Here is a 25575-nt window from a genome sequence, read left to right on the forward strand (position 1 = left end):
CTCCTCGTTAACCTACTGAATCTTTTAACAGGATCATAAATATAGAACCAATAAGTCCGATCAAGAACCATACTGCTTTGGACCACAATGCTCCCATTTTGTAGTTGAATCCTGATAATTATTTGCAATATCTTTCCTCATTTTCTCCATGTCTTGAGTTAGCTCATTAATTTCTTTATCACGACTTCTAAACATTTTATTGATTTCATTTCTTGGGACAAAGGTTTTATTCCAAATATCTAATTTACTGTCCATATTCATAATGAGATCGCGCATGGCTTTAATGTCAGTCTCTAGTTTTGCAAGTCTTTCAATGTCTTGTTTTTCCATGTTAAACCCATTCCTCCAAAGTAGAATAATCATTTGTAAATGAAAAAAGAGCAGCGTGATTAAACTACTCTTTAGTGTAAAAGCTTCTTGTTTTCTGTTGTAAAATGCTATATTGATTAAAATTCATAGCTTGTCATTTTATCGGATATTGTTAAAAGTAAAAAAATCAAATAAAAAAGACCATTTAAGTTCCATTAAAAATTATTTTACTTTTTATATTCTTTAATCTTTTTATTTTTAATTACTTCTTTAAAAATAAGAATAGAAATTCAACTAATGCCACTGCTAGTCATTATTACACCCATACCAATTTTAAAAAATAAACTATTGTTTGTCGTACTCTGAGATTTTAAATACTAAAATCGGCATTTTATCTAAACAAAAAAACACAAACATAATGTTCATGGTTCTGGAACACTATTCTTTTTAATAAATTTCACAGTATCGACAATAAGTACAACTAAATAAATGATATATAGACTCAAAGGTAATAATTCTTTTCTTGTATAAAACTCCGATAATATAAACATTAAAATTACGAAAGACCCAAAACTTCTGCATCTTTTGTTGTAGCTTAAAACTAATCTGTTTGAAAAAAAGACAGACTTCTCAAAAGAGAAAATCCGTCCTAATCTATTATAATCCAATTAAATTATTCTTCTATTAAACTTGCCCCCCAAGCATAGACAGAATCAGTAGTACCGTTATATTCACCCGGCCATATTATAACGGTTACATTATCACTTTGATTCTTAAAATCTTTTGTGACTTCAAAGTATTGCCAATCTGTGGTTACATTAATCGATTGCGCTTCTGCTTCACTATAATTTGCATTTTGTATTTTTATTGTTGAATTGTGAGGTTGATCTGCTTTTAACCAAATACCGAAGGTGTAAGTCTTTCCTGATGGATCAACTTCAGTATGTTGATAGATACTATTATTTACATTAATAGGTGTAATTTTATTAACTGTAGAGTTATCTCCAGCAGGTGATGGTTCACTAGTTTTTTCAACATTTGTGTTTTTATACCAATAACTTAAATAGTCTTTCGTAAAGTCATTTGGTGAATCTAGTAATTGTGTATTCTCAGTTAATTCTACTCCTGATGCATACACATACCCCTGGTTTCCAAAATCAAACCCTGCTGGATACATAAATAGTGAGAGGGATTCACTATCTAATTCAAAAGGAGCTGTAATTTCGTATTTTTTCCAATCGGTTGTAACTGTGAAACTTTGCTGTCCACCTTCTGTTTTTTCTTTGTTTCTCAATCTTAGTGTTACAGTATGTTCGTCGTCTGCTTTTAACCAAATACTAAATGTGTAAGCTTTATTTATCGGATTCTGGTTTACTTTAAAATTTATATTTTGTCGGTAATCTTCTAAACCTTCAGTTTCAACTTTCCACACCTTCTGACCATCCAATAAATCATTTGTAGTTGTAATTATTGATTTATTAGTGTTAAATTTCCCTATTAGAGGTATGTTTGATACATGATATTGAAAAATAGCAGATACTGGTGGATGGTCAGACAATTGATTTCCATTACTATCTAAAAAATCTTCATTAGGAACAGCATAATCACTAACACTTAATTGTAGTAAATCACCACTACGATATAAGATTTTATCAATGCGATCACCTGATTCCCCTATTCCTGGAATAATACCTCCATTTTCAATATCTGCCCATGCATCCGAGAATCCAGTATCTGCAAATTGCCTTACTTCCCCTTCTGCTTTATACTTACTATTAAAGTCTCCTGTTACAATAACAGCATTTCCTATAGACCACTGATCAATTTTAGATAACACTTGTTGAAAGTTTTTCTTTCTTACATTCTTATCATCTTGACTCCCACCAGCATCTGCATGAAGATTATATATATCTACGAAAACACCATCACTTACTTCATGGCGCGCAAATGAAAACCCTTTAGGAGTTAAACAATCACTGCCGTCACCAAAAATGCCATGACAATCATTCCAATCATCACGTTTGAAATCTGTAAAAGGAAAGTTTGAGAGTCGATTTAATCCATCACCAAAACCCATGATACCTGAATGTGATGAAAGGTAGGGATGATCTGCTTTTTCAATTAAATCACTATGGTAATTAAAATCTTCTTGAGCCAGTACGATATCATAATTGTTTAATTTAGGACTGATAAGAATGGTGTTTTTAGCCGGGTTAGATTGTGAAACAGGATCCCATAATCCAGCTACATTATAAGTTAATAATGAAAACTCTCCTTCTACCTCTTCTGCCTTAACTAAAGATGTATATTGACTTGATAAAATCAAACTACTAATAATAAAACTGATAACAAGGATATAAATCTTTTTCATTGAATCATCTCCTATACACTTTTTTAATATACTTTGGAGTATAACAAGATGTAGTTGTTTGTTAGATTTACTCTATTAAGAAATAACATTTAGATAATCTAATTATGATTCATATAAATAACTCTAATTTCATCCCGGGATTCGAATCTATTTTAACACAAATAAAATAGACCCTTAAAACTCAATAAACAGCGAAATATCTTTAAAATAGTATATTTTCAATATTTTACCATAGTAATTCTAGTTTTCTTGTAGTTATCCTATTAATTCTACTTCTTTAATGAAAAGTCTTTTTAATTCTCATATTGTTAATTGAAGAAAGATTAAAATCAAAATAATTTAACTGTGTAAAAATATAACATATTTACTAATTTATATACATTAATTATAATGGAGTTAAGTATTATTAAAAGGGAGATGAGTATATGAAATATGTTGTCCTCTTCTTAGTTTTACTTTTAATTGTGTCTTCAGTATCATTTGTTTATGCAAGTGGGGCTAGTTTAAACAGTGCCCCAACACCTGTAAATGTTGAAGATGTTCCAGGTACTTGGTATTTGGGTGGCGAACCTTTGGAAATTGATGAAAGTAAGTCCCCCATCGTATTTGTTCAAGGTTTACATGGGAATGCTAGGGATTGGTGGGAAGAAACTGTATATTACGGTGAAAATGATATGTATGATTATTTCTATTCCAATGGCTATCGTACTGCGTTTGTACAGTTAGAGGATGCAACGGGCGAAGATGCAGCTGACATGTGGGATAACGGTTTATTGCTTGCAGCAATGTTAGAGGAGATACATGATCATTTTGGTGAAAAAGTTAATATTGTTTCGCACAGTAAAGGTGGAGTGGATACACAAGCTGCATTAATACATTACGAAGCTTGGCCCTATGTTGATGATGTGATTACTCTTAGCACTCCTCATTACGGAACACCTACAGCTGATTTAGCTTATAGCTGGTGGGCAAACTGGTTAGCAGATTTAATTGGACAGACAGATGATGGAACTTATTCTATGCAAGTGGGTGAAATGGAGAAATTCAGATTATTAACGGATAATCATGAAAACGCTTTAAAAAATAATTATTATACAGCTTCAGGTACAGGATGGGGTCCAATATTCTCTGCTCTTTGGTTTGGTGGAGCATATTTGTGGGAAGATAGTGATGGGCTAGTACCAGTATCGAGTACTCAGCTACCTTATGGGACACATTTTTTAAGCGGTGGAGATGACGTAAATCACGATAATATTCGAATGGGATATATTTCTTTTGAAAGTATGGATCTAATATTAAGCAATTTAACTTCTTTCTCTCCTCCTTCTTTTTCTACAGGTGAAACAAATATTGAATCAACTTATGTACCTGAACAATTATTACGTGGAGATACATTACCCGTAAATCAATCTATTGAAGAAGTAATTCCAGTGGAATCTGGTAATCATCAAGTGACTTTTCAAATATTAACAAGTGGAGAACATGTCGAAGTAACTCTATCCTCCCCAGAAGGAAAACAGTATACAGAAATATCAAAGCAGTTTAAATCCTACGATGAAAACCACATTTTCAAAGGCAGTTACAATCAAACCTTTGTAATAGACCAACCTGATTCAGGTGATTGGACGATCACTATGAATAGTTCACAAAAAGATGCGTTTCTAATTATTACAAATTTTGAAGGCTCAAATGCACTTGATCTAAAATGGTCACAGTTAGAAGAAAAAGCTAATCAAAAACCAAATAAAGAAAAAGATAAATCTAAAAAAGAAAAGAAATTGAAAATTGATAAAAAGATAAAAATAAATAAACGGAAAAGCAACAACAACAAAAATTTAAACAAAGATATTCTAAATACTATTAATTCTGAATCAACCAATGTTACTTATGAAATAGTAGGTACTACTGAAGATGGCGAAGTTTTTTATCGAACTGCTGTGAAGTCTTATTCTCAATAAAACAAATAAATAAAGAATGTTAAAATAACTCTAATAAAAAAAACTCTCCGATAAGCTAGCCTTAATGGCGAAAACAGAGGGATAGTTGTAGTCACAGGATGTGTTGATGTCAATGTTCACCCAGCAAAAAAACAGTCCGTTATTTCCCTCGTATAACGGACTGTTAAATCAATTATCACTATTCTACCAAAGGTAGATCAGCTTAGTTTATTATATACCTTTATTTTATGTTTAACAACTACATTCCATAAAAATTCACACATATTTCAATTTATTTATAAAATAGTTCAAACATATTAATATATCTCTATCGCTTTACTGTATTAGTATACCATAGTATTCGCCAATAGTAAAAAATATGCCTGAATTATTTTTTTTTTGAACACATATGGACCTAAAAAAACAAATACCTGCACCTATTTTAGGTAAAGGTATTTGTTTTAAGATTTGAAAGCATTCGATGATCGCTGTGATAGTTGATTTACATCAAAGATGTAATAAAATAAATAAATGATATTAACTTTAAAGTGGCTTACTAGTTAGAGTGAAATTATAAACAGTCTGTTCAATTAAAGGAATTAAATCTCCTTCTTCTTTTAAAAAGTAATTTCCAGCTGCAATGTGAACCACAATAATACCATGCACCTGGTAATGTAAAAGTTTACTGTTTAAAACAAGTTGGTTATGATCTGAGGTTTTAAAATGATTTGGAAAAAAATCATTAAAAAGTAAATCATATATATCAAATCTAAACTTATCCCATTCATCAGAAAATACTTCTGAATAGTCAGCTTTAAAACCCGCAGAAAAAAATTGCTTGTACAAATATACGTTAGATAAACCAAACTGTAGATGCAATTTACAAATCCTCATTAACTTCTCTTTTGAATCTATATCATCACTTTTTGTAATTTCTTTTAAATCATACAACAACTTTTTCATTGGTGCTACAGCTAGTTTTTCTAAAATGTTTTTCTTGTCTTTAAAATGAAAATATATCGTTGCATGAGAGCAGTTTGCATTTTTACCTATTTCTCTAATAGTGACTTTTTCAAACCCTTTTTTTGAAAATAATTCTTCCGCTGCGATTAGAATACGTTGCCTAGTATGGATTTCAGTTTCCAAGTTAGTTAACTCCCTTCTATCAGTCCCAAAATGAAAAATGACCTAAAACATTGTATGGTTAACTCTATCATAATACAATCATATAAAACTATCCATATAAATTTACTAGGTTTTATCTAATTTAATAATACACATAGTAAATTTTTAGTTGAAATTATATTATATTAGGTCGATTCATATAGGTAGAAAGTTACAACATAACAACATACTCGTTGATCAATTATTTAACCTCGCTTAAATGAAAATAGTTAAGACTTTACCCTGTTTATAATGTCTTCAATTGTGAATTGACTTAAAAACTCACAGAGTTGTTTCTCTCCATCTGAAAATATGCCATTTAACACAATTTGCATATTAGCTCCAATTATACAATGTTCATTTATTTTCGAACATTTAGGTTGTAAAGTACCTTCGGAGGTCATTATATAAATATCTTTTAATGAAATCTCACTAGGATTTGTATTCAGAATGAATCCTCCTCCAGCACCTTCCTTTGATTTAATGTAACCATTTTTTCTAAGAATACTTAATACTTTCCGTATTCTCACTGGATGAACTGATGCACTTTCAGCGAGGCAATCACTAGTAGACATTTTATCCGGTAATATCGAAAGATAAGCTAGGCTGTGTACAGCTAATGTAAATTCACTGTTCATTTATAGTGCTCCTCCTTTGTTACACTGCTAATCTTATCGAGTTGTTTTATCGTTGTCAATCGAATTATATTCGATGATATCCCTCTCCTCTAGTAAAATTAATTACTTCTAGGTTAGTCAGTTTGTCATGGATTGATCGTAATTCATGAAGTTGATTCGTATACTTTATAAAATCATCTTCATTTTTTTCTATCAAAGCAATATCAATTAAATTTAAAATATTTCCTTCAAAATATAAGTCAGATGGATCCATTGTAGTTATTTTATTAGTTGAAATTTTTACTTTACGATTTATTAAATATGGATTATCACTTTGAACAATATATATATTAGCCATTGTATCCTTTATTCTTTCTACATAACCAATGAAAAACTCATCTTCCTTGCTGACTCCTTTTACCCAATCTCCTACATTAAACAATTTCATTATAATACTCCCCTTTCAATAAGTTGAACTTAATACTGTAATGTTTTATATAACAGTTTAGAGAAAAAAATATTCCCCAAACTGATCATTTTATTTATACTGTAATTATAAACATTACAGTACCAAATTGTCAATGGTCACTTCACCAAACTTTAGAATGAATAATCTATTCTATTTAATTTATATTTAAACAGCTGTAAAAAAATTTTTTAGCATACAATTTTGAATTGTTATTACTTTATAAAATAATATCATTGTGTTCTTATACCTCTTATATTATAATAATTTAAACAAACTGTATGCTTATAAAATTGCAGTATCATATTTTATGACTTTGTAATTTTTTTTGTATTAAAATGAAAGCGTTTTAATACTCTAAATATTACATTAACATTACACAAAATGTCTTGTAAAATATGAAGTACTGTATTATATTAGTATGTAGAAGTGACATTTATCACGTCTATTTCCTTTCATTCAATGTAACTATTATGTAAGTATTGTTATGTCTTTTAAATAAATATTTATACATTTTAATAAAATTTGAATGAAAGAAATATGGTAAACATAATGTTACTAGTAAAATATATTTATAGGGGGATTAAAATGAAAAAGAGTATATTGGTATTATTAAGTGTATTTTTATTAGCTTCTATTGCATTAGTTGGTTGTTCAAGTAGTGAAGAAACAGAAACTTCTCAATCAGTATTAGATCAAATTAAAGAAAGAGGAACATTAAACGCTGGTGTAAATGGTGAACTTCCTGGATTTAGTTATTTAGAAGGTGGAGATTATGTAGGTTTTGATGTTGATTTTGCTAAAGCTGTAGCCGCTGCTATATTAGGCGATGCAAATGCTGTTGAATTCTCACCTCTGACAGCTTCTGAGCGTTTTACAGCTCTTCAAACTGGATCAATCGACTTACTATCACGTAATACGACTTGGACTACTTCTCGTGATGTTGACCTTGGATTAAACTTCGGTGGAGTTACATTTTATGATGGTCAAGGTATGATGGTTCGTGCCGATAGTGGTGTTAATACGTTAACTGATATGAACGGTATGATCATTGCGGTTGAAACAGGTACAACTACTGAATTAAACCTTGCTGACCAAATGGCTAAACTTGGTGTCAGCTATGAACCACAAACATTTGATAATCAAGAAGCTGCAATCGCTGCTTTAGAAGCTGGTTCAGTAGATGCGTTTACAACAGATAAATCTGGTTTAGTTTCTAGATTGTCAACAATTTCAAACTCAAGTGCATATAAGATTCTAGACGACACAATGTCTAAAGAACCATTAGGTCCTGTCGTTGCAGGTGGGGACGATAAAATGGCTGATTTAACAAGATGGGTATTAAATGCTCTGATTCAAGCTGAAGAATTAGGTATTACTTCTGAAAATGTAGATTCTTTCTTAGATAGTGACGATCCAGTTATTCAACGTTTATTAGGTATTGGTGAAGATGAAAATGGTAGTTTAGGAGCACAACTTGAAGTAAGTTCTAAATTTGCTTATGAGGCAATAAAGCAAGTTGGTAACTATGGAGAGATTTTCGAACGTCATTTAGGTGAAAACACCGTATTCAACTTAGACCGTGGACTAAATGATCTATACACTAATGGTGGATTATTGTACTCACCTCCATTCCGTTAATAAAACATTTAGCTCTATATTCATTTTTAATAGGTCTGCTTTCACTTTTGAGCAGACCTTATTTTATACATTTGTGAGGTGACTTAATAGATGAAAAAAGAAAATTCAACAGCTACCCCTTTCTGGCGCGATACAAGAATCATTCCTATCTTATTACAAATACTGTTTGTAGTTATTGTGGTTATCATTGGGTCTTTTCTTTTTACAAACGCCATGAATGGTTTAGAGAAATTAGGGATTGAATTAGGTTTCGAATTTTTATCAAACACTGCTTATTTTGATATTGGTGATAAAGCGATTGAGTTTACACCACAAGATTCATATTCCAGAGCCTACTTGGTAGGGATTGTAAATACTATTAAAATCGGTGTTGTAGGGATTATTTTAGCTAGTATAGTAGGGATCATTGTAGGGATCTCTAGATTATCTAATAACTGGTTACTGAGAAAAGTATCAACCGTATATGTTGAAATTTTTAGAAATACTCCGCTTTTAGTGCAAATATTTATTTGGTATTATGCGGTCATCCTTCCACTTCCTTTAATAGAAGAAAAATTCAATGTGGGGCCGATTTTTATAAGTAATAGAGGTACAGCATTACCGTGGTTTAATGCTACATCTGGGTCAACCATATGGATTATATTATCTTTTGTAGGATTAATTGCTGCAGTTGTCATCCGTTCACGATTAATCAAAAAACAAATTGAAACGGGTAATAATACACGTTCTAGTTTGTGGTCTATAGCTGTGTTCATTGGAATGTTGCTTATTGCGTTACTGATCACAAGAAGTGCTCCATTCACCTTAGAAAACCCAACTATTGCTGGTAGATTGTATGAGGGGGGTTATATACTAAAACCTGGATTTGAAGCAATGTTAATTGCATTAGTTGTATATACATCCACATATATAGCTGAAATTGTTCGTGGCGGTATCCAAGCTATATCTAAAGGACAGGTGGAAGCTTCAAAAGCACTTGGTTTGAAAAATAGCACAACAATGAGTAAAGTTATTTTTCCACAAGCGATAAGAATAATTATTCCACCAGTCACAAGCCAGTATTTGAATTTAATTAAAAACTCAAGTTTAGCAATGGCGGTTGGTTTTCCTGATTTAGTTTACGTAAGTAACACTGTTCTAAACCAAACTGGTAAAGCAATTGAAAATATTACATTAGTCATATTAATATATTTGACTTTAAGTGTAATCACTTCGATCATCATGAATATATTCAATAAAAAATTCCAACTGGTGGAAAGGTAGGTGCCAAATATGAGCGAACAAATGAATGTAAAACAACCTCAAAAAAAGGCTGAAACTCCACCACCTAAAACTTCAGTTGGAGTGATTGGTTGGTTAAGACAAAACCTATTCAGTAGCTGGGCAAACACATTATTAACAGTTATTATCTCAATCGCAGCTTATTTTATACTTAAGGGTGCTTTCACATGGGTATTAATTGATGCTGAATGGCATGTTATATCAAATGAATTAAAATTTTTATTAGTTGGCAGATATCCAGAAGAAGATGTTTGGAGAATATGGACTTTACTACTATTTTTCCATGCACTACTTGGTTTGTCATGGGGATTTGGAAAAGGGATTATGAATAGCATTGCGTTCACGATTGGTGGTTTGTTATTCGTCTCAATGTTACTTCCATTTATTGAACTCTCTAGTCGACTATGGATTATTGCAAACCTAGCTACATTACTCTCTTTCTTTTATATAGGACACAAATTTCCAAAGGTTAAGAAGATCACTTATATTGGTTGGTTCCTTTCATTTCCATTCGTTATCTTCTTCATTAGTGGACTTGGAATATTACCGTCAGTAAGTACGAATCTATGGGGCGGATTTATGTTAAATATCCTTCTAGCTGTTGTTGCTATCGTATGCTCCTTCCCATTAGGAATTTTGTTAGCCTTAGGTCGTAGAAGTAAATTACCTATTATAAAATATTTCTGTATTATTTATATCGAAGTAATTCGTGGAATCCCTTTGATTACTGTATTATTTATGGCCAAGTTCATGCTTCCATTATTTACAGGTGGTATTGAAATCAATGATGTTGTTGGAGCAATGGTTGCACTAACTATGTTTAGCTCTGCTTATATGGCTGAAAATGTAAGAGGTGGTTTACAATCACTTCCAATAGGACAATTCGAGGCTTCACAAGCATTAGGTTTAAACTCTACGTACACGACGATTTTTATTGTCTTGCCACAAGCATTAAAAGCAGTAATCCCAGCCATTGTCGGACAGTATATTGCTATATTCAAAGATACAACTCTTGTTCTAATTATTGGATTATTAGATGTTTTAGAAATTGGTTTATCTATGATCGCAAAACCAGAATATATAGGTTTAGATTTAGAAGTTCTAGTATTCGGTGCAGTTGTATTCTTTATCTTCTGTTACTTAATGGCTCATGTGAGTCGCAGATTAGAAAAATCACTTAGTGTAGGAAATCGTTAAAGGAGGTCTCAATATGTTAGATGAAAAAAACTTACAGAAACCACTAGAAGACCGTGAAGATATTATAGTTGTTAAGGACTTAAATAAATGGTATGGAAAACATCATGTATTAAAGGATGTAGATGTCAACGTAAAGCAAGGTGAAGTAGTTGTTATCCTTGGCCCTTCCGGTTCAGGTAAATCTACATTCATTAGAACTATCAATGCATTAGAGGAATTTCAAAAAGGTGAAATTATTGTTGATGAAATAAACCTATCTCATGATGTATCTAATATTGATGCGATACGTAAAGAAACAGGTATGGTATTCCAGCAATTTAACCTCTTTCCTCATATGACCATTCTTAAAAATATTACTCTAGCTCCAATTTGGGTACGTAAATGGAAACGCGAGAAGGCAGAGAAAGTTGCAATGGAATTATTAGAAAGAGTAGGTATACCAGAGCAAGCACATAAATTTCCTGGTCAGTTATCTGGAGGGCAACAGCAACGTGTAGCTATTGCTAGAGCATTAGCTATGCAACCAAGAATTATGTTATTCGATGAACCTACCTCTGCTTTAGACCCTGAAATGATTAAAGAGGTTTTAGATGTTATGAAAACATTAGCAAAATCAGGTATGACGATGCTAGTTGTTACTCATGAGATGAACTTTGCTCGAGAGGTTGCAGATCGTATTATCTTGTTCGATGATGGAGAAATTATTGAAGAAGGTACACCAACAGAGTTATTTGATAATCCAAAACATGAACGTACAAAATTGTTCTTATCTCAAATTTTATAAGTGAAATTTAAATAAAAAACCCCTAAGAACTTGGGGTTTTTTATTTATTCAGAAATTTTGTTTTATTAAGAAAATGACAATTGCTCTTTATTTATTTTTTCAAGCATATCTTTCGTCAATTTCGCAAGGTCATATTCAGCTTTAAAACCCCATTCTTCTTTAGCACAAGTTGCATCAATTGAATTTGGCCAGCTTTCAGCAATAGACTGTTTAATGGAATCAACTTGATAATTCATCGTAAATGAAGGAATGTATTTCTTAATTTCTACTTCAAAATCTTCAGGAGCAACACTCATTGCTGTAACGTTAAATGCATTTCTGTGTAAAAGTTGGGAAGAATCAGCTTCCATTAAGTCAATAATTGCCTGAATGGCATCGGGCATATACATCATATCCATATAGGTCCCTTTGTCAATATATGAAGTATAGCTCTTATTTTTTATTGCATTATAAAAAATCTCTACAGCATAATCTGTAGTCCCTCCCCCTGGTAAAGTGCCATAAGAAATAAGTCCAGGGAAACGCAATCCTCTTGTATCTACACCAAACTTTTGAAAGTAATAATCACACAATAACTCACCAGAAACCTTATTTACTCCATACATCGTTGTAGGTCTTAAAATTGTATCTTGAGGTGTATGATTTGCTGGTGTTGTAGGTCCGAAAACTCCAATTGAACTTGGAGTGAAAAGTTGTAAATTCAATTCTCTAGCTACTTCTAATGCATTCATTAAACTTCCCATATTTAAATTCCATGCAAGTAATGGTTTTTGCTCCGCCGTCGCTGACAATAAAGCGACTAAATGAATTAGAGTGTCAACTTTATACTTTTTCGTGATTTGATACATTTTTTGTTCATCCGTTACATCTAACAATTCAAATGGACCAGATGTTACCACTATACTATCATTTTTACGAATATCTGTTGCAATCACATTGTTGGCCCCATATAATTTCCTTAATTTTAAAACGAGTTCAGAACCAATCTGACCTAAAGCCCCAGTAATCAGAATTTTTTTCATCACTTATCCCTCCTTTGTGAATGTATTATTAAAGTTAAATCAAATTCATTTCTTTCCCTACTTTTTGATAAATGGCCAGGGTTTGATCTAACATTTCTTTTGTATGTGCAGCTGTTGGCATATTTCGTACTCTACCTGTTCCTTTTGGTACAGTTGGAAAAACAATGGATTTAGCATAAATACCTTCCTCGTAAAGTCGTTTGCTAAAATGTTGTGTTTGTAATTCATCACCAATAATACAAGGAGTGATAGGAGTTTCACTTTTTCCAATATCAAAACCAAGTTCTGTTAACCCTCTTTTCAAGTATTTACTATTTTCCCATAATTTCTCCTGAAGCTCAGTACTATCTGATAAAATGTCTATGGATTTAATACTTGCTGCGATATCAGCTGGTGTCAAAGCGGTTGAAAATAAAAAGGGTCTACTGCGAACCTTTAACCAATCTATTAGATCTTTTTTACCAGCTACATAACCACCTACTACGCCTATCGCTTTTGATAATGTACCAATTTGAAAATCAACTTTATCTGACAATTGAAAATGTTTAACTGTTCCTGCTCCATTTCCTAAAACTCCTGAACCATGAGCATCATCAACATATGTGATTAGATCAAACTCTTCAGCGATTTCCACAATCTCAGGAAGTTTGGCAATATCCCCATCCATTGAAAAAACGCCATCTGTAATCACCATGATTTTGTTATATAATCCAGATTCCTTAGCCTCTTTTGCTTTTTTCCTTAAATCAAGCATATCGGAATGATTAACTCTAATAATTTTTGCCCTAGATAAACGACAACCATCAATAATAGAGGCATGATTTAATTCATCAGACAATATCGCATCATTTTTATCCATGACAGCTGATATAGCAGCCATATTGCAGTTAAAACCAGATTGATAAGCAATGGCTGATTCTGTGTGTTTGAAGTTTGCAAGTTTTTCTTCCAGTTCTATATGTAATTTAAATGTACCATTAATTGTACGGACAGCTCCTGCACCTACACCATATTCATTAATTGCTTCAATCATTGCTTGTTTTAAACGTTCATCAGTAGCTAATCCTAAATAATTGTTTGAGGATAAGTTAATGAGTTGTTTTCCATTAACTTTAATAACGGGTCCGTTTGAACTTTCAAGTGGATCAATTTCATTGTATAAACCCTTTTCTTTTAACTCATTTAAATTTTGATTTAAAAAATCTTGCAAAACGTTACTTGACATATCTTGTACCTCCGTCATCAATTGTTATATTTTGTAATCTAGACAAATACAAAAATCCATATATGGTGGACATTATGTTAGGTATTAATAAAAGCGCTTTAACTCTTTTATATCAATGTTTTTATTAATAATATTATATACTATTATTTCATTTTTGTTTACCCTATATGGACATTTTTATAAAAATATTTGTGATTAGGGTCATTATTAGCCTTTTCACATCCCACATATAATTATTTTGCTGTTTTTTGTTATATTAAATACAAAAAAGACCTTTTAATTTCTTAAAAGGTCTTAAACAGAATGATTGATCCATGATAAGTTTAAAATATTAAGACATTACAATATAATTAATTCTTTTGATGATTTCGTAAGTACTTCATGCCCATCTTCTGTAATGACAACATCATCTTCGATACGAACACCACCAACTCCTGGAATATAAATGCCTGGTTCCAATGTAGCAACCATCCCTGCCTGTAGGGTTAAAGTGGATTTTGGGGATAGGAATGGCTCTTCCCATAAATTCAATCCAATGCCGTGACCTGCACTATTACCGCAGTAATGACCGTATCCTTTTTCGTTTATGTAATCTCTGGAATTTGCATCAATATCTTTACCGTGAATGCCAGGTCTCATGGCCTCAACAGAGCGAACTTGAGCTTCAAGTACAATGTTATACATATTACGCATCTCTTCAGTTGGTGTTCCCACTGAAATTGTGCGAGTGATATCTGAAATGTATCCTTTGTAAATCGCTCCAAAATCTAACGTGATCATCTCACCTTTTTCAATGAGCTTATCAGTAGCAACACCATGAGGCATAGCTCCACGCAAACCTGAAGCAATGATAATATCAAAAGAAGAACCACTTGCACCTAGTTGACGCATACGGTTTTCTAACTCATTAGAGATTTCATGTTCAGTCACACCTGGTCGAATAAAACCTAGAATATGCTCAAAAGCGGAATCTGCAATTTTAGCAGAGGATTTAAGTAAATCTACTTCTTTAGATGTTTTAATTGTTCTGAACGTTTCGATGATACCCGAAGTAGGAATCATTTCAGCATGGATTGCTTCGTTATATTTTGAAAAAACACCGTATGTCATGTCTTCCTGTTCAAACCCTAATTTCTTAATATCTAACTTATTTATGACTTCAGGTACTTCAATAAATAGAGAATTTCGATCCTGATATTTGATTACTTTAAAATTTTTGGTTTGAACTCGTGCCTGCTCTACATAACGGTAGTCCGTGAGAAATATAGCATCAGTTTCAGTTATAAGTGCAATCCCAGCAGTTCCTGTAAATCCTGTGAAATAAAATCGATTTTGTGGATTTGTGATTAAAAAACCATCAATATCTAGTTTAGACATCTTCGTACGTAATTGTTTTATCTTTTCCATAATCGCTCCTTTCCCTATAAATCTAATGTTTGTAACTCTTTTGGAAATGTAGACAATACATTTACTCCATCTTTTGTAACTACCACGTTATCTTCTATACGAACACCAGTTAATTTAGGGTTATAGATACCTGGTTCGATCGTAAATGTCATCCCCTCACGAAGTAAACCTTCTGCTTTACTATGAACCGAAGGATGTTCATGAATCTCCATTCCGAATCCGTGTCCCACACGATTAATAAAATACTGCCCATAACCTCTGTTTTCAATTACTGCTCTAGCAGATAGATCAACATTCGCAATTGGCTCGCCTGGTCTAACTGATTCAATCGCTTGTAAATTTGCCTGTAGTACTGTATCATAAATGTCTTTAAGTTGATCGTTAATTTCCCCAATTGCGAAGGTTCTTGATAAATCTGAAACGTATCCATCTAAAATAACCCCGAAGTCCAGCAATAAGAATTCACCTGTTTTGATTTTACGATCTCCTGGGTGACCATGTGGATGACCTGCTTTTTCCCCTGCTAATACAATGCTTGAAAAGGAAGGACCTTGCGTTCCTAGTCTCTTTATTTGATATTCTAACTCGGCTACAACTTCCATCTCAGTAACATCTAACTTAATTTTAGGAATTGTTAAGCGTAATGCTTCTTCTGTGATTTGAATTGCTTTTTTGATTTTCGCAATCTCGTCTTGACTTTTAGATACACGCATTTCTTGAAGCAGTTCATCTATCTCATGAATTTCACCAGCCTTAGCTATACCCACCACAGCTTCATAACTTTTCACTGTAAGATGATTTTTCTCTAAACCCAGCGTTGAGATATTAGATGGTAAATAACGTTGCAATACTTCATAAGCATTTTCAGCATCATCATGGGAGTAAATTTTTCTGACACTAGATACAGTTTCAGCGTTCCCTGCATCGAGCAAAGGAAGGAATAAAAATGGGTCTTCCCCTTTTATTAAAACAAGTCCCATAAAACGTTCATGTGGATCAGTCAGGAAGCCTGTAAAGTAATATACATTTTTTGGTTGAGTTATCAATAGTACATCCACAGATTGATGCTCCATATAATCCACTAACTTTTTAATTCTTGTATCCATAAGTACACTACTTCCCTTCTATTCCATCAATTGTTTTTATTTAATGACACTCCAAAAATTTTTTCTTGTAATTCCTTACCTGTAGGTGTAGCTGCTAAACCACCTTGTGCAGTTTCTTTTAATGCCGTAGGCATATTTTGACCTATTTTATACATAGCATCAATAACTTCATCACAAGGAATACGACTTGTAATACCTGCTAATGCCATATCAGCAGCAATCATTGCATTAGAAGCTCCCATCGCATTTCTTTTCACACAAGGTACTTCAACTAATCCTGCAACGGGATCACATACTAAACCGAGCATATTTTTCAACGTAATCGCCATCGCTTCAGATGATTGTTTTGGAGTACCGCCTGCCATTTCCACGATGGCTGCGGCAGCCATTCCAGAAGCGGACCCTACCTCAGCCTGGCAACCTCCTGCAGCCCCAGAAATAGAAGCATTATTGGCTACAACAAACCCAAAAGCCCCAGCTGTAAATAAAAATTCAATCATTTGTTCTCTAGAAGGATTTAATTTATTTTTCAAAGCAAACAATGTACCTGGTACAACACCCGCTGAACCAGCAGTCGGTGTAGCACATATCGTTCCCATAGCAGCATTTACTTCATTTGTCGCTACAGCTTTACTAACCGCATCTAAGATAATTTCACCTGTTAAAAACTGCCCTTTTTGAATATACTTTTGCAATAGAACTGCATCTCCACCCGTTAAACCTGAAAATGAATGGACACCAGCTAATCCTTTTTCTACTGCTCTTTCCATAACGTCTAAATTTTGTCCCATTAACGAAAGTACTTCTTCACGTGTTTTTTCTTTTACTTCCATTTCTTGCTCAATCATAACTTGAGCAATTTTTATGTTTTTATTTTCTGCTAATTGGACAAGTTCAGCTACATTCCGAAACATTAAGTTTCCTCCTCTCTATTCACGTTCCATTTCATGGAAGACCGGTCACACTATATCAATACACTCTGTTTTATAAACGGAATAATATTTCTTTAAGTATTTTTTACTTATAGGGGATTTGTTAATCGACAATCTTGGTCACTTGTAATATATTTGGTAATAACGATAAATCATCTAAAACAGATTGATCAATATTCTGATCTACCTCTATTGTCATTAATGCAAGTTTCCCTCTTTCTTTTCTGGAAACTTCCATATGACCAATATTAATTTGATGTTTGGCTAATAAGTTAGATACAGAAGCAATAGCACCAAATTTGTCATTGTGTGCAATTAAAATAGCTGGGTGATTTCCTGACAATTTCAATTCAAAACCGTTCAACTCTGTAATTTCAATCTTTCCACCACCAATGGAAATTCCAACCAATTCAAGCTCGCCAGCATCATCACCAATTTTAACTCTTGCCGTATTGGGATGATCCGTTACTGCGTCTTCTTCTCTAAAACTAACATTTATCCCTAACTGATGTGCTATACCGAGTGCGGACTTGATCCGTTCATCAAAGGTATCAAAATCTAAAATACCTCCAATAATAGCAACATCTGTACCATGACCTTTATATGTGTTAGCAAAAGAGCCATAAAAAGATATTGTAATCCACTTTGGTTGTCTGCCAAATAAACTACGAGCAACCTTACCAATCCTTGCCGCACCAGCCGTATGAGAACTAGATGGACCAATCATCACAGGTCCGATAATATCAAACACACTTTTAAATTTCATAGTGCTGTCCTCCTTTCCGGTCACTAAAAAACCTATATTTATTTAAATAATTCATCATATTTTATACTAATTTACACAAATAATTCGCTCACATTACTAGTAATATAGATGTGAATTTTATGTGTAAATTTACACCCTAAGAATATCATAAGAACCTTCTAATGGGAACAAGGAAGTTTACTCATTTCTTTGAATAAATATATACCCCAAAAAGTGAACATAATATGAAGAGGTGATATTAAAAAGACAGAAAGTGATTTCACCTTCTGCCTACCACTTATACAACCTTTCAGCCTTTATTTGCATTTACTCGCAACTGTATTTTATCAAAAATCAAATAATAAATAGTTGTACCCAAGAGTCCAATACAAGTAATAATGATTGCCATTACAAAAGAGGATAAAAACGCACCTAGCGCAACGACAATGGATGAAATCAACATGCTTAAATTAAAGCTCATTCCTTTTATCGCCATATATGAGCTTCTTGCATCATCAGGTGGTAATGCAGCCATACTGGATTGTTCAACAGGAACTCTAATCACTTCTCCAACAGTTGCAATGATCATCATGATAAATAAAAGCCAGATATTATTTGAAAAAGAGATCACACCATAACCTACAACAAACATTAAACATCCAGTTATTAAAACGTTTTTTTCCTTAAATCGCTCTATAAACTTTGCAGCAAATATTGCAAACAATGCAACTAGTATTGTATTTTCTGTTCTCAAAAAGCCTAACATTTGTATCCCTTGAATTTCCCAATTTATGAAATATTGATTTGTCATTTCTTCACTTAAACGAATAGCAATAAAATTCGTTAAATTAAATTCCATGGATAAAACCAAAATCCCTGCAGCCATGAACCAAATAAACAACCGATCTTTAAATACCATTTTATAGGTATCAAATATATCCGACATGTGAAAGGAGGCACTTTCTTTTTGATTTGGAAAATAACTCTCTTTTATAAAAAACACAATCAATGAAACTGTAATTAGAGAAGCCAATGACAATCCAATTAATAATTCAAATAAATAATCTTTGAATAAAAAGGCACCTAGAATTCCACCGATAGCAATAGACAGATTGTTCGCCCAATAGGTGATTGAATACATAAGTTTTCGCTGTTCAGGTGTACTTACATCGATTAACATGGCTTGATGTGCTGGGCCAGAAAACCCCCAACAAATCGTGTTTACAGTCATCATTAAAAATGTAATCAAAACCGATTCAGCCCAAGGAGAGTTGAAAGCCATCATCGTAAAAAAGGCAAAAAACCTGATGATCTCTGCATACATCATGATTTTTCTTCGTCCTATACGATCAGAAATAAAACCACCAAAGAAATTGAATATAACCCCAACAATAACATTAACAAAAAGCAACAATCCAGTAATCCCTTCCCCATAATACTGTGCAAGATAAATTGCCATAAACGGAAATATCATACTGCCTATGAACCTACTGATAAATGTTTCAATAATACGAATTTTAATATTAATATGAAAATCTTTAAATTTCATCACTCTCTCCCTCCTAGCTGTCTATCAAAATTTTAGAGTAATTTTACTATTATATAGGGATCCGTATGTTTTGGCAATCATTATTTTTCATAGGAAAATATCCCACTTATGATTTTAGAATAATTCAATTAGATGCACATCGCACAAAAGCAGGATGTATATCTACAACTTAAGTTGTAGGTACGAGGAAAACAAAAAACGATAAATTTGATTTCAAATTTATCGTTAAAAGTTGAAATGTTTGATTATTTTAATTCTAAGGTTTTATCTCAAACTATAAATAAGATCAGGCAACCATAAACTAATGGCTGGTATATATGTAATTAATATCAAACCAATTACAACAGCAATTAACCACGGGAATGCTGATTTTGTAACGTCTAATAAAGACATTTTTGTCATTCCGCTAGCTACATATAAATTAAGTCCTACAGGAGGGGTAATCATGCCTACCTCCATATTCACAACCATGATAATCCCAAAGTGTATCGGATCGATACCCATGGCTAATGCAACTGGAAATAAAATAGGCGCTAATATTGTAATAATCGCGGTTGGTTCCATAAATTGGCCCGCAATAAATAGTAATAGATTCACAATTAATAAAAAGACAATGGGTCCTACATTCCATGCTGTAATCCATTCTGCAATGTTATGGGGAATTCGTTCTAACGTAACGATATGTGCAAATAACATCGCCATGGCAATGATAAAAAATAACATTGCAGTGGTTTTACTAGAATCTATTAAAATTTTCGGAATATCTTTTATCTTTAAATCCCGATGGATAAACAGTCCCACAACAAGACCTATAAATACAGCAACTGCTGCAGATTCAGTTGGTGTAAAATAGCCAGTATAAATTCCTCCAATAACAACTATCGGTAGTAATAAGCTCCAAAAACCATCTTTTAATGCTTTAAACCTTTCCTTTAAGCTTACTTTTTGTGCAATTTTAAAACCATTTTTTTTTGCAATGATAAAACTAACCATCGACAATAAAAATGCGAGCATAATTCCGGGAATTATCCCAGCTAGAAAAAGTTTTCCTGCAGATTGATCAACAGTGACCGCATAAACAATCATCGGGATACTAGGAGGAATCAAGATTCCTAATGAACCTGCTGTTGAAATGGAACCTACAGCGTATGACTTTGAATAACCATGTTTCACCATAGCAGGAATCATAATCCCTCCAATTGCAACAACCGTTGCAGGAGATGAACCAGAAATAGCTGCAAAAAGAGCACACGCTGCAACACTTGCGATTGATAATCCACCTGGTATATGTCCTACCCATGCATTAGTCAGATTAATAATCCTTTTTGCAACACCTCCTGCTGTAAAAATGTTCCCTGCTAAAATAAATAGTGGAATGGCCATGAGTGTAAAATGACTTAGACCTGAAAATACTTTACCAGCTAAATCAGGCATAGGGTCTGTTGTAAAATAATAAATGGATGCTAGTGATGACAAACCCAAAGATACAGCAATAGGTAACCCCATAAAAAGAAGAAGAAATAATAGTGAAAACAAAGCAAGCCCCATACTATTGATTTGAATGGCATAAATAACACCAAATATTGAAATAAGAATCAGCAAATATGTAAATATTTTGTTTTGAAGCGTGTTTTTATTTTTCGGAGACATCATCTTCTCTTTATTATTTACTCTTGTGATTGTATTCAAGAACCTTCACCCTCTTCCTGTTTGAACTGATCGATGGTTTTTTTGAAGTAAAGAATTAGTTCTTGTATAAATCGTAAGCTCATTAATCCAAACGATATGGGCACAATAGATTTAGGAATGTACACAGGTATTTCCATTTCAGGTGTCACCTGACCTAACGAATAAAGGATTTGTACATGCTGTATGCCTAATATAGTGATCACCACGCAAAAAAAGATACATAAGCATAAAGCTCCTATACCAATCAACTTTTGTATTGCGAATGGAAACTGTTTCACAATGATGTCAATTCCTATATGGACCTTTTCTCTCACTCCAATCGAAGCCCCGACTAACCCACATGTGATTAATAAATATATAGAGGCTTCAAAAGAAAAACCTAAAGTCTTGTCAAATATTCTTAATACAATTTCTAAAAATGTGATGAAAACACCTAGAGATAATGCGATGGAGACTATGATTTCTTCCAATTGATTTAAAATGGTATTCCATTTCTTCAACTGTAATCACCTACAACTTTCCAACCTCACTTTTGTGTGACATTTTATTATTTATCTCTAAGATCTTTTACTGCATTGATGAGATCCGCTCCTACTTCTTCTTCAAACTCATCATAAACAACATTCATGGATTCAATCCAAGCTTGTTTCTGATCTTCTGTTAAATAATGAATCTCTTCTAACATGTCATCTGCAATAATTTTATCAAGGTTTTCTTGGTTTAACTTTTCTCCATTTTCACGTACCCACTGTGTTGTTTCATTTAAGGCCATTTCTAACTGTTCACGTACATCATCAGGTAACCCATTCCAAAATTCAATATTTGTAATAACTGCATATCCTAAATATCCGTGATTACTGATTGTCATATATTTTTGTACTTCATGAAATTTTTTAGAGTAGATATTAGATAGCGTATTTTCCTGTCCATTGATGACACCTTGCTCAAGTGCACTATATACTTCACTAAATGGCATAGGAGTTGGAACTGCACTCACAGATTCAAACTGAGCTTCTAATACTTTACTAGACATGACCCTGAATTGCTGTCCATCAAAATCTTCTGGCATATAAAGAGGATGGTCATCTAATGTCATTTGTTTAAAACCATTGTCCCACATTGCAAGTCCAAGTAACTTTTGTTCCGATAACATATTAAACAACTTACCGCCAATCTCTTCACTCTCCATAGCAGCCTGAACAGAAGCTACATCATTAAATGCAAAAGGAAAATCAAATATCGTCCACTGAGGAAAGAGTTTAGATACTTTAGATGTAGATGGAGCAGCTAATTGAACATTGTTTTGTTGTACTGCTGCTAAGACATCATCATCGTTATACAATTGTGAATTAGGAAAAATCTCCACTTCAACTCTACCTTCCGTGTACTTTTCAGCTAAATCTTTGAACATGTTTGCAGCTTTACCCTTTGGTGTATCCTCAGCAACTACATGTGAAAATTTAATAACGATTTTTTCTTCCAAAGGTTCTGTAGCTTTGCTAGATTCATCTGATGAGGAATGACTTTCTTCACTTTTTTCTTCCTGTTTAGATTCTGAGTTTGTATCTTCGGAACGAGCACCACAACCTGCTATAAGCCCCATTACCAAAATTAAAGATACACTAATCCATACCCACTTTTTTAACATTAAAAAATCCCCCTATAATAAAATGTATTTTCGTTACAATGATAACGTTTACATCCTTTAGGGGGAAGAATTAGACCATATTGGACGTTTTGATCTTTTTGTTCTTTATTATTTTTTCTTGATGAATCTATTGATCGGTCGACCTACTCCACCGTATTGCACATCTAATTCAATTTTATTGATGGCTTTCAGGTATTCTAGATATCTGCGAGATGTAACTCTAGCAACCCCAACCCCTTCAGCAACCTCCTCAGCGGATTTTGAATTGTTTTGTTTGTACAAATATTGTTCTATTAGATCCAAAGTAGCTTTGTTCAATCCTTTAGGCAATTCTATTTCATCATCATTTAGCTCTTGCTCAGAACTTGAAATTTTTTCTTTTGAAAAAAACATTTGATCCAGCTGTAATTGAGATATCGATTCGTTGATAAGCTTTGATTTATAGGATCTAAAATGATGTAAAGCTTGTTGAATACGATCAAATTTGAAAGGTTTAATAATATAATCAATGGCTCCATTTTGTAACATCGTTCGAATCGTTGTTTTGTCATTTGCAGCTGTAACTACAATTACATCTACTTCTTCTTTTTGAGCTCTAATCTGATAAAGTAGCTCTAGACCATCCACTTTGGGCATAAAAACGTCTAAAATAACAAGGTCTGGTTTGTATTTTTTTATCTTTTTCAAACCATCCTCCCCATTATTCGCTGTATCAATGACATGAAATCCTTCTACTTTTTGTATGAATTGCTTATTTACTTCTTGGACCATTGGATCATCTTCAATTAATAATACACTCATTTGACCATGCATTGATATTTATATGCTCCTTTCTAATTTTACAGATGAATTGGTTTCTACTTGTTTCATATCAAACTGAATGGAAAAACTAGTACCCTTATTAGGTAATGAATTTACTTTTATTAAGCCTTTCCCTTTTTCAATCATGTTTTTAACCATATATAAACCAATTCCTTGTCCTTCCTCCGCATTTGTTGTGAAACCTTCTTTAAAAATTTGCTCTTGGATGGACTCGGAAAATCCGATGCCGTTATCTTCTACAAGAATTTCACAAACTTCATCATTTTGATAAATACTAACATAAATTTCTTTGTCTTCTATTTCAACTTTTTGAAGGGCTTTGAAAGCATTTTCTATTAAATTTCCAAGTATTAAAACAAAATCATGATGATCCATGTGACTAGGAAAATGCTCTAGTGTACTATTTCTATCAATACTAACCTTTATACCAAGCTCTTTCCCCCTACTTACTTTACTTAAAAGTAAACCAGCGATACTTTGATTAGAAATCCTCCTACTTAAAAATCGAGTTAACTCTACCTGCTCTTCAGTTATTTGATAGACATAGTTTAACGCTTGATCTTGTTCACCTAATTGAATTAACCCTGCAATCGTGTGAAGTTTATTCATATGTTCATGGTTTTGTACTCTCAATGCTTCAACAAAAGCTTTTACACCAGTAAGCTCCTCAGCCATCATCGTAACTTCTGTGCGATCTTGGAAAACAGCAACTGCACCTACAATTTTTTGATCTACTTTTATTGGTACTCTACTACTCATAATGTTCGTATTTTGTATAAGTATTTCTTGATTATATATCGGATGTTCTAATTTTAACATTTCAGGTAATTTTGTATCAGGAATCACTTTACGAATCGGTTTTCCTACTACATTACCATGAATATGCAACATTTGTTTAGCTTTTTCATTAAATATCGTAATCATTTCATTTTTATCTATCGCGATAACCCCTTCGTTTATCGCGTGGAATGTTGCCGTTCTTTCCACTAATAATCTAACAATTTCATGAGGTTCTAATTGAAACATTTGTTCCTTGATGTGTTTTGCCAACAGCCAAGCTCCAAATATCCCAAGTAAAAGCGTTAAAAACATAACAACACCTATTTCGTACTTCACTTCATAGATTGATTCCATATAAGTCGGTAATATATTACCAGCTATGACAACACCAATTTGTTCCCGTTGTTCATTCATAATTGGAACAAAAGCTCTCATTGAGATACCTAATTCTCCCTTAGCCTTAGAAGCATACGTATGTTCTGCAAATGCAGGTCCTTCATCGCTACCATAAGAGATTGTCCCTAACATGGACTGTAAAGGGTGTGAATATCGAATTCGATCATTGTTTAAAACTACGATATAATCCACATTGTTTACTATTCTAATTTCTTCAACAACAGGGTAAATCTTTGTCCATCCATAAGGTTCTATCAGATTTTTTTTAATCTCTGGAACTTCTGCAACCGTACGGGCGACAATCATGGATCTTTTTTCGATCTCGTCTTCCTTTATACTTTTAATGTTACCCAACACAAAGGTTCCTCCTATAAGTAGAGAAAATAAAACAACACCGAAAGAAAGAATTGTGATTTTAAGTTGTATAGGCAGTGGGTTCAGTGTCATGATATTAAGTCCTTTCAAAACTAGTAACTGTTTCAGTAAG

22 protein-coding genes are annotated in these 25575 nt (G+C 33.0%); 5 read left to right on the plus strand and 17 right to left on the minus strand.

What is annotated here, in order from left to right:
* Positions 1–60: 60 nt before the first annotated feature.
* Positions 61–330, minus strand: a complete 270-nt coding sequence (locus EPK97_RS00495) for a hypothetical protein (protein ID WP_162034639.1) — start codon at positions 328–330, stop codon at positions 61–63.
* Positions 331–982: 652 nt separating this feature from the next.
* Positions 983–2680 carry a phage head spike fiber domain-containing protein gene (locus EPK97_RS00500; RefSeq protein ID WP_162034640.1) on the minus strand — a complete coding sequence of 566 codons (1698 nt, stop codon included), beginning with the start codon at positions 2678–2680 and terminating at the stop codon, positions 983–985.
* A 425-nt stretch (positions 2681–3105) separates the two neighbouring features.
* Here EPK97_RS00500 and EPK97_RS00505 point away from each other — a divergent pair, with 425 nt between their 5' ends.
* Positions 3106–4638 (plus strand): esterase/lipase family protein, encoded by a 1533-nt coding sequence (locus tag EPK97_RS00505; protein ID WP_162034641.1) that lies wholly within the window; start codon positions 3106–3108, stop codon positions 4636–4638.
* Positions 4639–5160: 522 nt separating this feature from the next.
* On the opposite strand, the gene EPK97_RS00510 is transcribed toward EPK97_RS00505, so the two are convergent.
* The 3 genes from EPK97_RS00510 to EPK97_RS00520 form a co-directional block, all read right to left on the minus strand.
* Positions 5161–5763, minus strand: coding sequence for a TetR/AcrR family transcriptional regulator (locus EPK97_RS00510; protein WP_162034642.1), 603 nt, complete (start codon positions 5761–5763; stop codon positions 5161–5163).
* A 248-nt stretch (positions 5764–6011) separates the two neighbouring features.
* The gene (locus tag EPK97_RS00515) at positions 6012–6419 is read right to left on the minus strand and encodes an RrF2 family transcriptional regulator (RefSeq protein WP_162034643.1); all 408 of its coding nucleotides are present in this window, start codon (positions 6417–6419) and stop codon (positions 6012–6014) included.
* 64 nt (positions 6420–6483) lie between these two features.
* The gene (locus EPK97_RS00520; protein WP_162034644.1) at positions 6484–6846 is read right to left on the minus strand and encodes an IDEAL domain-containing protein; all 363 of its coding nucleotides are present in this window, start codon (positions 6844–6846) and stop codon (positions 6484–6486) included.
* Positions 6847–7452: 606 nt separating this feature from the next.
* Here EPK97_RS00520 and EPK97_RS00525 point away from each other — a divergent pair.
* The 4 genes from EPK97_RS00525 (at position 7453) to EPK97_RS00540 (ending at position 11767) form a co-directional block, all read left to right on the plus strand.
* Complete coding sequence (locus EPK97_RS00525; RefSeq protein ID WP_162034645.1) at positions 7453–8505, plus strand: amino acid ABC transporter substrate-binding protein; 1053 nt, start codon at positions 7453–7455, stop codon at positions 8503–8505.
* Positions 8506–8595: 90 nt separating this feature from the next.
* Positions 8596–9768, plus strand: a complete 1173-nt coding sequence (locus EPK97_RS00530; protein WP_162034646.1) for an amino acid ABC transporter permease — start codon at positions 8596–8598, stop codon at positions 9766–9768.
* Between the two features lie 9 nt (positions 9769–9777).
* Entirely contained in the window at positions 9778–10983 is a 1206-nt protein-coding gene (locus EPK97_RS00535; protein ID WP_162035410.1) for an amino acid ABC transporter permease, read from the plus strand.
* A 13-nt stretch (positions 10984–10996) separates the two neighbouring features.
* Entirely contained in the window at positions 10997–11767 is a 771-nt protein-coding gene (locus EPK97_RS00540; RefSeq protein ID WP_162034647.1) for an amino acid ABC transporter ATP-binding protein, read from the plus strand.
* Positions 11768–11832: 65 nt separating this feature from the next.
* On the opposite strand, the gene EPK97_RS00545 is transcribed toward EPK97_RS00540, so the two are convergent.
* From EPK97_RS00545 to EPK97_RS00600, 12 genes are all read right to left on the minus strand, one after another.
* Positions 11833–12789, minus strand: a complete 957-nt coding sequence (locus tag EPK97_RS00545; RefSeq protein ID WP_162034648.1) for an L-threonine 3-dehydrogenase — start codon at positions 12787–12789, stop codon at positions 11833–11835.
* Between the two features lie 34 nt (positions 12790–12823).
* Positions 12824–14014, minus strand: a complete 1191-nt coding sequence (locus EPK97_RS00550) for a glycine C-acetyltransferase (protein ID WP_162034649.1) — start codon at positions 14012–14014, stop codon at positions 12824–12826.
* Between the two features lie 339 nt (positions 14015–14353).
* Positions 14354–15421, minus strand: a complete 1068-nt coding sequence (locus EPK97_RS00555; RefSeq protein WP_162034650.1) for a M24 family metallopeptidase — start codon at positions 15419–15421, stop codon at positions 14354–14356.
* Positions 15422–15435: 14 nt separating this feature from the next.
* On the minus strand, positions 15436–16527 hold the full coding sequence (locus tag EPK97_RS00560; RefSeq protein ID WP_162034651.1) for a M24 family metallopeptidase: 1092 nt from the start codon (positions 16525–16527) through the stop codon (positions 15436–15438).
* A 26-nt stretch (positions 16528–16553) separates the two neighbouring features.
* A complete protein-coding gene (gene sdaAA, locus EPK97_RS00565) occupies positions 16554–17441 on the minus strand; it encodes an L-serine ammonia-lyase, iron-sulfur-dependent, subunit alpha (protein ID WP_162034652.1) in 888 nt (295 codons plus the stop codon).
* A gap of 121 nt (positions 17442–17562) precedes the next feature.
* Positions 17563–18225, minus strand: coding sequence for an L-serine ammonia-lyase, iron-sulfur-dependent subunit beta (sdaAB, locus tag EPK97_RS00570; protein ID WP_162034653.1), 663 nt, complete (start codon positions 18223–18225; stop codon positions 17563–17565).
* Positions 18226–18514: 289 nt separating this feature from the next.
* The gene (locus tag EPK97_RS00575) at positions 18515–19753 is read right to left on the minus strand and encodes an MDR family MFS transporter (RefSeq protein ID WP_162034654.1); all 1239 of its coding nucleotides are present in this window, start codon (positions 19751–19753) and stop codon (positions 18515–18517) included.
* Positions 19754–20017: 264 nt separating this feature from the next.
* On the minus strand, positions 20018–21442 hold the full coding sequence (locus EPK97_RS00580) for a TRAP transporter large permease (RefSeq protein WP_240903652.1): 1425 nt from the start codon (positions 21440–21442) through the stop codon (positions 20018–20020).
* Positions 21439–21942 carry a TRAP transporter small permease gene (locus tag EPK97_RS00585; RefSeq protein WP_162034655.1) on the minus strand — a complete coding sequence of 168 codons (504 nt, stop codon included), beginning with the start codon at positions 21940–21942 and terminating at the stop codon, positions 21439–21441. Before EPK97_RS00585 ends, EPK97_RS00580 begins: the two co-directional genes overlap by 4 nt.
* A 47-nt stretch (positions 21943–21989) precedes the next feature.
* Positions 21990–23090 carry a TRAP transporter substrate-binding protein gene (locus EPK97_RS00590; RefSeq protein ID WP_162034656.1) on the minus strand — a complete coding sequence of 367 codons (1101 nt, stop codon included), beginning with the start codon at positions 23088–23090 and terminating at the stop codon, positions 21990–21992.
* 108 nt (positions 23091–23198) lie between these two features.
* A complete protein-coding gene (locus tag EPK97_RS00595) occupies positions 23199–23903 on the minus strand; it encodes a response regulator (RefSeq protein WP_162034657.1) in 705 nt (234 codons plus the stop codon).
* A 6-nt stretch (positions 23904–23909) separates the two neighbouring features.
* Positions 23910–25529: an ATP-binding protein gene (locus tag EPK97_RS00600; RefSeq protein ID WP_162035412.1), complete on the minus strand. Its 1620-nt coding sequence runs from the start codon at positions 25527–25529 to the stop codon at positions 23910–23912.
* Positions 25530–25575: the final 46 nt, after the last annotated feature.

This window comes from Chengkuizengella sediminis (assembly GCF_010078385.1).
GTDB classification, from domain to species: Bacteria; Bacillota; Bacilli; order Paenibacillales; family KCTC-33759; genus Chengkuizengella; species Chengkuizengella sediminis.